Below are 9738 nucleotides of genomic sequence, written 5' to 3'. Positions count from 1 at the left end.
ATTTTTTCAATTTGCAGAAACGAGATCAAACATAGAAAGAAGGATTAAAAAAACGCGGCCTAGCGCTTAATAAGAGCTAGGCTGCGTTCTGGTTCTATTCAGAATAAGTTGTGATTCATGGAAGGAAATATCTATTCCTCAATCATCCAATCCGACAAAATCATACGAGCGACCGCTGCAAGCGAACGTATCGTAATTTGATCTTCACCGTAAATATCAGCCTTGCTCACCTTGCTCCAGTCCGCTGTATTCTGGCTCGTTGTCCCGAAGTACTGCGCGATGACCGACAAATCACGAATCGTAATTTGCACGGCTCCCTCTACTAGTGAAACGATCTTTTTAGCATAGCTCTCTACAGCTTGATTCAAGGCAGTCACTGCCAAATCCACTTCACTTTGCGTGGAGGATGGATGATTTCGGATCACGGCAGCAGCGCTAATCGCAGTCTGCAGCACCGCTTTGGAGCCTATCTCGTAATGGCCCACCTTTTCTCCTTCAACTGCACGATCATACTTAGCCTGTGCTGCATTAATCGCAGCAATTAATGCTGTTTTATTAGCTGGATCAACCGGTACGGTCGGATTCACTGCCCTTGTAAATACGCTGATCGCCGAGCTGAGTGCGGCGGCGGCTTCGCTCACCTCTGTCTCATTTGCTCCCGAATCCGCGCTTACCGCTTCCGCTGCTTCGATCGCTTCCTCGAAGGCGTCTTTTACCGTCTGTGAATATTGACCTGCTGCTGTGCCTACCACTGCAGCTTGATACAGCTGCTTGGCTTGAACAATGATGGCGATGAGCTGCGCCTTGTCCGCCACTCTCACCTCTATGGTCAGAGAAGCGCCCAACGTATCCAAGACACTAGCATTTTCGTTAATGGAGACTGTGAAATCGGTTAAAGAAACCGTCATGATGCCCGCTTCAGCATCTGCCTTTATTTTCCCCTTCAGCGTAAACAAAGCTCCTGCCTCGTCCACCGCGTACTGCTCCCCTGCCGCTGCCATAATAATCCGTATTTGCCCTTCAGCCTGCTTCACTCTTGTGCCAATCACCTGTAAGCCGTCTCTATGCGAGATGATTGCTTCATCCGCTAGCGCAACCTCTCCATCCTCCCAGCTTTCAGTTACAAAAGTCAGCTTGGCTGGATCATAATGAACAATGGCATCCATGACCGTAAAAGCATCCACACTGCCTGATAGAGCAGCCGTCAGTTCAATTTCCTCTCCTGTAAGTGCTTGCTCCGTTCCAGTTAACGTTACTGCTGCTGGAGCCGCAGGTTCCTCGACAATCGCTAATCCGGCAATAGCCGTTCCGATCACCGCTGCTGCAGCTTGAATAACGAGATCCGCTGGATCAGCCTCTTGATGTACAGCTTCGGCTTGAGCAACTGCCGCTGCAAGGGCAGCCCAGCTCTCGGCTGTATAGGCCGCTTCGTTCAAAGCCTTCGCTTCTGCCAGCTTTTGCGTTAAGGCGGCTTTGCGATCAATTACCTGACCGTATAGTTTTACTTCACCGAGATTGCCAAACCAAGAACCGTTTGAAGGATTGCTCAGCTTCAAATAACGATAGGTCGTGGAATCCGTCACAGCAAAGCTTTGCCAGCTTGCCATGCTTTGCGCGCCTGCTGTTAAGTTTGTCCAAGTCAAATTGTCATTCGATCCTTGGAAAATAACACCATTCGCACGGACGAGCTGATCCTGCCGCGCAAGCAGCTTAATCATATTCAGCTTCACGCCAAAGCCTGCTTTAAAGTCGAATACGATCCAGCCCGCGCCGTTAGTACCGCCGCTGCCGTTATTTCCCCGGAAATCTGACGTATTCAGTGGATCATTATCAAACAAGGCCTGAACTTGTGAGGCAGACGCTTCCTGCGTTCGGTTAGGCGTTGAGTCGATAAACACTGCTTTGCTCACAACGTCCTTGATGAGTCCGTTTTCTTCGATAAGGGTAACCGCGGATGCATCTGTTGTTTGCGTAACTGGCTTGCCGTTTTTATAAGCAATTGAAAAATTGATCTTTCCTTTCATATAGACCTCTCCAACCACATAATGTGCCTGCCAGTTCAAGCCGTCTGCCGATTCGGCATGGATCACATTGCCGTTAACTGTAGCCGTTACCCCTTCAATGACCTCGTTAGAAACAAAGGACAAGGTTACCGTATCGCCAAGAGCAGCAATAGTGGAATTCGAATGATTAGATGAAATGGAAACCTGTTTAATTTCATCCAGAACAATGATTTCATCATAAATGCCATAAAACCTAATCTCGCCAATATTGCCATACCAGCTGTTTCCGGGATTGCTCATTCGAAGATAACGGTATGTCTCCTGATCCGTTACCGGGAAGCTTTGCCATGCCTCGGTGTTAGCCGCTGCCGTTGTTAGCTGCTTCCAAGTGACCAAGTCATTAGATCCCTCGATTCGAGCCCCATTTATCCGTCCCGCGAAGCCTGTTCTCGCCGCCAGATCCACCTTACTCAAGCGAACCCCGTAGCCCTCCTTGAAATCCAGCACCATCCAGCCTGCACCCGTGCCATTAAGACGCATATCAGGCGAGGTATTCAGATCGTTATCTTCAGCGATAGCAAATGTTGATTTCCCTTCCTTACCGTCAGAGGTCACAATATCGGTAAAGCCTACTATATTAAGAGTGCCGTTTTCTCTTTGAATAGCATCGAGCGACCAAAGAAGATCTACCTTTTCCTTCAAAATAGCCAATGCTTCATAGAAGCTTTCATCCAAGTCTCCCTTTATACTATTTACTAGCGTGAGCGCCATCTGATATGGCTTCAGCGTACGATTCGCATATTTTACAGCCGGATCATAGCCCTCTGTTATTTTGGAAATGACTGCATCCGCATCCTCGAATACATAAAGTTTTCTCTTAACGACCGAAGTGGCTTCACCGTCATTTGCAATAATGTAAATAGATTGTCCTTTGTTCGCTTCTTCGGCTTGCGGCGTCCAGGATAGCGTATTGCTCTCTTGGTTGAATTCAGCGCCTGCCGGTAAATTTTGCACTTGGAACTCAATATGGTCATTCTCTTTGTCTAATGCAGAATAAGTGCTCCGATATTCATTTCCTGCAATAAGATAATCAGTAACCACGCCCTCGCTGTCCGGTGGCAAAGATAAAATCCCGCTTTCAAAGCTTGGATTCTGAATAACAGGAGCATGATTGTCAGCATTAAATTGCATATAATCCAGATCTACTTGCGCTCCGTTAACCGTCACATAAATAACCTGTGTGCCTGTAGGGTTAGCTTGTGATTCGCTCATATCATAAGCAACCGTCGTCCATTCACCTTCTGTGTTTGGAATAAGCAATTTTGCGTACGGCTTAAACACAATCCCATCATTATTTCCAGTTTCATTGGCAATTTCAATCGTTGCTATACCATTGCTTCTAAGCCTAATACTGAAAGTATCAATGCCTTCTCCAAAGCTGTTGTTAAAATAAACTAAAGCAACAGGCTGATTCCCTGCAGCTGTGCGAACAAAAGAAATGCTGCCTTCTGCTTCTTTTGCGGCAAGCCCTTCTCTTAGCGTAGTGTAGCTTTCTGATTGGATTTTCGGAAAGACAGCCGATTGAACTAATCTAAAATTCCGATACGTATCGAGCTCTAAAGCACCTTCTCCTTTGTAGACAAGATAAACATCGTTTTTCCCTAGCAGCTTAATGATATCGTCTGATTCCGTCGCCGCAAGCTGTACTTTTCTAGAAACTCCATTCGTATTTGGAAGACTATACGAGGCTGCCAACGGCCCATCGATGGCGTCTTTTCTAACCTCAAGCACACCCGCGCCTGTTGTTGATAAATTTGCCTCCAGTGCCGCCGTCCCATAATCAAAATCCATCATTTTGTAAGAAATGGCTGATCCGTTTGGCATGATTGCTTTGGCTGAGCTTCTGGTTGCGCCATTGACAAACTCATCCGCAGCTTCCGCCTCATTTGTTTCATGTGCATAGGAACGCGCAAAGCTTATCCAATCCATATTGGTTTGCAAGCCATATACATTGGTCGAGCCTAACATAAGGAGGGCAAACGAATGTGTGCCGCTTAGTTCTTTCAACAGCTTTTCGGACTTGGACGAAAGGGTCGTCCACCAACCAGTTGCTCCAGAGTAGAAATCTGCTACAATTTCACCTTTAGCCAAATCAGCGGCAGTCACATTCGTATAATCAATGCCTTCTACTTGGTCAAGCAGAATCATCTGAACATGAGATCCTGCTTCTGAGTTAGATCCTGAGTTCAGGATGATCGAATTTACCGGTTCATTTCCAAAATCGAAATCTTTGTACCACATGTACTCATTTTTCTTAAAGCCGCTAGTTATTTGGCGCAGCCCATATTCATCCCTATAATCCTCCAAAATACCCTGACCGGATTTCCCGTCAAATTCAGATGCTTGGAAACGGTCGAATCCAGCTATATTATCTAGATAACCCGCTTCTATAATAGGTCTGGGAGCTCCTAAAGGCTCACCCGTTTTTGCTTCAATGGGAGCAAGCAATAAATCTGAATTCGCAATATTGTCCTGTCCTGATATTTCAAGGCCATATAGCTCTTTAGCCTGCTTAATATATTTAAAGTCAGGATCATTCTCATTAACGCCCAGCTTATATTTGTAGTGATAATAAACGACACTCTCCAGGCCTAAGCGATAGCGACCATTTGTCGCAACTACGTTATAAATATCACCACTCGCATTAACCGGATCTTCCCAATTGGTCCAGCCTGCATATACAGGCGTCCAGTCGATAGCATAGCCCAAGTTGTATTTGCTGTACTGATTGGTCGCCTTCATGATTCGCTTGTCTAAAAATTCGAATAAAGTAGTACCATCCTCGGCAATTTCACCATTTTCGTTCACTAAGGTTCCTTGTGCATACGCGATTTGTGCTGCGTTTGACAATCCAGCAACATCGCCCTCCGCATGCGGCTGATCGCGGCCCATCTCAACGAGCTGTACATGTGGCTCAACCGCTTCGCCGGTTGCCGCATTATAAGTGACCATGCGCATTTGATCTTCTATGCTAAAACCGCGTGCTGAGTTTTGGCTGGCAGAGTTAACCGTCGCACGGTCGATTGCCTTCGCATAATCATCAGCATCGTCACGGAATACAGCGCTTGACATGAAGCCCATAAGCGCAACGCTGCCTTGGTTCATAAACTGCTCATCACGGTTGTACATCGGCCATAAATAATCCAGATACTGTGTAAACCCTACTGTATCCTCCTCAGTCCAGCCTGAGCCTGGCGTGTATCGCAATATTTCAGCAGCAAAGCTGAACTTGTTCGTGGACATGCCCGCTGACAGTACATCCGCGCTCCAATCATATCCTTCTGCTTCGGTCACTTGTCTTAGGGAAGTGTACCAAGCACGAATAATTTTTATCGCATTGTCTCTATAGGCACTGTCTCCTGTTACATACCACATAATCGTTTGTGCATATGCAGCATCAGCGTCAAAACGAACAGGCTTCGAGCCTGTGCCTGGCGGCAGAAAATCGATATAGGGGTTGCCGTTCCCATCTTCATTTTGCAGCTTATAATCCTTTTGTGCGCGTGAGTCTCTTCTAAACTGCTCAAAGGCGCTTGCCCATGGCTCGTATCCTTCACGGACCATCTCTTGCATGACATTCAGATTTTCTGCCGTTACATAAATACCTGGATGCGTAAAGCCTTCTTCACTGACGACAGGTACCGCTTGCGGCTTAAAATCAGTGATGATCGTATCAATCTCATGACTGGACGCATCGTTTCCGGCTATACTTTCTTGTGCAAAAATAGTGATTGAAGGAATAGAGGATACGAGTATAAATAGGCTTAACATAATCATGTACAGCATTCTCATTTTTCCGGTCCTAAAACGTTTCATATTTTTTCTCCTTTAAAAAATCAGATTGGCATGACTCTTTTGAAATAAATGTATTGCCTAAAATCAACACTAGCACGTTGAAAACGCTTTATATATTGCAGATTTATTCATTTTCTTCTTCTATTTTTCATTTTCGGCTCAAAATAAAACTTCGATTGGGTTCTCCGCATAGGAGATGGGAGTTACTCTCCTATATGACAAAAATGATCGCCCTGCCTGGTATATCTCTCCAGGCAGGGCGACCATTTAACTAAGATTATTTTTTATTTACTTGTTACAGGTTGCGCTCCTTATATACCTTATTAACCTCGTCTTGTACCTCTTGGCCACCGGATTTCAGCCACTGTGCTTTAAAGTCATCAAAACCTTTGTCCGTATCCACCTCGCCGCTGATCGCTTTAATGAAGAATTGATCCTGCATCGAACGCAAAATTTCATCATACTTCGGCTTCGCTTCCAATACGGCAGGTCCCAGTGCATCAGTGATAACCTTAATTCCCTTCGTATACTTATCGCGGAATGCCATCTTCTCAGGCGAAAGAGTAAATTTATCCATTGCAACAACGCGGCCGTTAAGCGCATTATAGAAGCCGCCTATGCCCAGTTCAGCTCTGACATCTGCATTGCTGTACTTATCTGTCCACACGGCCACATCACCGTTAAAGGTGTAGGAAACCCCTTCTTCACCAAATGCTGTTATTAGATAGCCTTCTTCATTCGTGGCCATAAACTCTAGCATTTGCAAAATACGAGTTCTTTTTTCTTCATCCTCCTCGAGCTGAGCACCGAACAGCATCGGCGCTTGCAGCGCCCCGTTCGACATCGAGTAGCCTTCTCCGCTCGCTCCGATGATTGGAGTTCCTACAACGAGCTTCCGGTTTTGTTCAATTGAAATGAGGCCAAAGTAACCATCATCATACAGGTGATGCCACATGCCCGTATCCAGCATGCCCGTACGTCCGCTTACGAATTTCTCTTGAATCTTACCGTTGTCATCCGTAATGAATTCTGGATCGATAATGCCTTTTTTGTACCAGCTGTTAAGCAGCTTCAACCCTTGACGAGTCTGCTCCGATAGACCGGAATAAGCGAGAGTTCCGTCTTGAGCAACCGCATATTGATAGGGATTAATGCCGAAAGCGGAGAACACAGAGTTGAACATTTGGTTCGTTGCATCCTTGGCTCTGCCTGTCATGCCGTAAGTATCTTTTTTGCCGTTTTTGTCCGGATCCTCGAAAGTGAATTTCGTCAGTACATCCTCAAGCTCTTCCAGGTTTTTTGGCGGCTCTGTATAACCGATCGCTGTGAGCCAGTCCCCATTATACGCTGGTAGAAAGCCTGTTGCGCCATTCCCCCAAACACGCGGAACTCCCCAGTTCTTTCCGTCAATTTTGCCGACTACCCATGCATTTGGAGCAACGGATTCGAAATCAGCCACGTAATTAGGCATATATTTTCTAATATCATCCTCAGAAATACTTGCGATAATCCCTTGTTTAGCCCATTGCACCATATCCGTATCTACTGCGTCACCTGGTAAAATGTCAGGAATATCACCGGAAGCAAGCAATACGTTGATTTGCTCTTTCCAAGTCGCGCGTTCAAATTTCACGTTTTTGATTTTGACGTTGAACTTTTCCTCCAAGTACTTCTGTACAAAATTGTTATCCGCTTTCGGTGGATCAAATGTATTTGCTATCGTAATTTCAATCGTTTTCCCCATCGGATCATCCGATGCTTTGACCTCCGGAGCATTCGTGCTTACGTTCTTTCCACTATTTTCAGTCTTTACGTTATTGCCATTGTTCCCGCTGCATCCTACAACCAGCAGCGACATGGACAACAAGATGCTTGATGCTGTCGTTAACATTTTCTTTCTGTTTTTCACTGTAAATCCTCCCTTTTTCTATTCCATCATATTTATTCAAACAGAAAGCTGCAAGAGCCTCTGAATAAACCAAGCTTACGATTTCTTAGCCTTTGAGCGAGCCTACCATAATGCCTTTAACAAAATATTTTTGCAAGAAAGGATAGAATACTAGAATCGGAAACGCAGTGAACATAATGGTTGCTGCTTTAATGGGCTCCCCATAGCCGATTTCCGACTTCCCGGGGTTGGCAATCATCTGCAATTCCTCGCCGGTAATGACCAATCTTCGCAGGAAGGTTTGCAGCACCAGCTTCGAATTATCCTGCATGTACAGTACTGCATCGAACCATGCGTTCCAGTGACCAACAGCCCCCCACAAAGCAAGCGTAGCCAAGATTGGCTTCGACAATGGGATAACGATGCCAAATAAAATACGCATATCGTTTGCTCCATCGATTTTGGCCGAATCCTCAATCTCATCCGGAATGCTCATAAAGAAGTTCCGCAGGATCAGCATAGAGAAGGTACTAATAAGACCCGGAATAATGTAAACCCAGCGTGAATCGATCAAGCCAAGCCATTTGATCAACAAGTAGGTTGGAATCAAGCCGCCACTGAAAAACATCGTAAAGACGATAAACATCGTATAGAAGCTGCGATGCGGCAAATATTTACGTGACAGCGGATAAGCGACCATCGACATGAACACAAGCGATAACAGCGTGCCGACTATCGTCCGAAAAACCGAATTTCCGAGTCCGATCCATATATTCGAGTTTCCCAGCACTCTCTGCCAAGCATAAAGGGAGGTTTCCAGCGGATAGATGTGAACACCTAAGCGACGTGCTTCGACAGGCGTACTGAACGATATCGATAATACATGAATAAAGGGATAGATCATCGACACGCATAATAAGGATATAAATAGAATAAGAAAAAACTGAAATATTTTGTCGCCCGAACTCATTTTCATCTCAAGCACACTCCTTTCCATAGCTTCATCAGAAGATACCTTCCTGGCCCAGTTTTTTAACAATATAATTGGTCATAAGAACTAAACCAAGCGCAATGACATTTTTGAATAACCCCACAGCCGTCGTCATGCTCAGTTGGAAATTTTGCAAGCCGACCCGATACACGTAGGTGTCTAATATATCCCCGACCTCGTAAACGGCAGGATGATACAAGTTCAGCACCTGATCAAAGCCTGCATCGAGAATACCTCCCATGCGCAAAATCAATAAGATGGTAATAACCGGCAGGATCGAAGGAAGTGTTACATGAAGCATCTGTTTCCAACGGTTTGCGCCGTCTACGGTTGCTGCCTCGTATAAGGTAGGATCGATTCCCGCTAGCGCAGCCAAATAAATGATCATTCCCCAGCCTACCTCTTTCCAAATGCCGGACAAGATAAGGGTGAAACGGAAGTAAGCTTTATCACCCAAGAAATAAATCGGGTCAAGACCCACCAGCTCGATTAAATAATTAACGATGCCGACTGATGGCGACAGCAGCGTAACCAAGATGCCGGACAAAATGACCCAGGAAAAGAAATGCGGCAAATACGTAATCGTTTGGGCGAGCTTCTTAAACCTTGCCAAACGAATTTCATTAAACAATAGCGCCAATATAATTGGGGCTGGAAAACCGAACACAATATGGTACAGGCTGATAATGATCGTGTTCTTCATGATTCTTAGGAAGTCAGGCGATTGAAAAAACAAAAACTTGAAATGCGTCAAGCCTACCCATGGACTATTCCATATCCCTTGACGAATATTAAAGTCTTTGAATGCCAGCTGTACGCCGTATAAAGGTCCATAATGAAAGATCACATACCAGAGTAATACGGGAGCCAGAAGCAAAAATAAGTATTTACTCCTCTTATATTGCTTCCAAGTTTCCTTCAGCTTGGAGCTCCTTTGAATTTCGCCCCCATTCATTGATTTCAGCTTTGAGGCGTTTGCAGGGTTCATGCATGCTTGCTCC

General features: G+C 45.4%; 4 protein-coding genes. All 4 read right to left on the bottom strand.

The window, feature by feature from the left end:
* Positions 1–131: 131 nt before the first annotated feature.
* The 4 genes from MHI37_RS06680 to MHI37_RS06665 all read right to left on the bottom strand — a co-directional run bounded on the left by MHI37_RS06680 (position 132) and on the right by MHI37_RS06665 (position 9725).
* A complete protein-coding gene (locus tag MHI37_RS06680) occupies positions 132–5879 on the bottom strand; it encodes a carbohydrate-binding protein (protein ID WP_076334515.1) in 5748 nt (1915 codons plus the stop codon).
* A 274-nt stretch (positions 5880–6153) separates the two neighbouring features.
* Positions 6154–7767 carry an extracellular solute-binding protein gene (locus MHI37_RS06675; protein ID WP_076334516.1) on the bottom strand — a complete coding sequence of 538 codons (1614 nt, stop codon included), beginning with the start codon at positions 7765–7767 and terminating at the stop codon, positions 6154–6156.
* Positions 7768–7852: 85 nt separating this feature from the next.
* Positions 7853–8722, bottom strand: a complete 870-nt coding sequence (locus MHI37_RS06670; protein ID WP_076334517.1) for a carbohydrate ABC transporter permease — start codon at positions 8720–8722, stop codon at positions 7853–7855.
* A gap of 28 nt (positions 8723–8750) precedes the next feature.
* On the bottom strand, positions 8751–9725 hold the full coding sequence (locus tag MHI37_RS06665) for an ABC transporter permease subunit (protein ID WP_083675999.1): 975 nt from the start codon (positions 9723–9725) through the stop codon (positions 8751–8753).
* Positions 9726–9738 lie beyond the last annotated feature (13 nt).

Origin of the sequence: Paenibacillus sp. FSL H8-0548, assembly GCF_038630985.1 — a bacterium.
In the GTDB taxonomy this organism is placed as follows: domain Bacteria; phylum Bacillota; class Bacilli; order Paenibacillales; family Paenibacillaceae; genus Pristimantibacillus.
Note: the sequence above shows the minus strand (reverse complement) of the source record. Positions and strands in the feature narration are given on the sequence as shown.

Excerpts from the sequence above, each read along its gene's own strand:
- MHI37_RS06680 (WP_076334515.1), bottom strand. The coding sequence starts at position 5,879 with ATGAAACGTTTTAGGACCGGAAAAATGAGAATGCTGTACATGATTATG.
- MHI37_RS06665 (WP_083675999.1), bottom strand. The coding sequence starts at position 9,725 with ATGAACCCTGCAAACGCCTCAAAGCTGAAATCAATGAATGGGGGCGAA.
- MHI37_RS06670 (WP_076334517.1), bottom strand. The coding sequence starts at position 8,722 with ATGAAAATGAGTTCGGGCGACAAAATATTTCAGTTTTTTCTTATTCTA.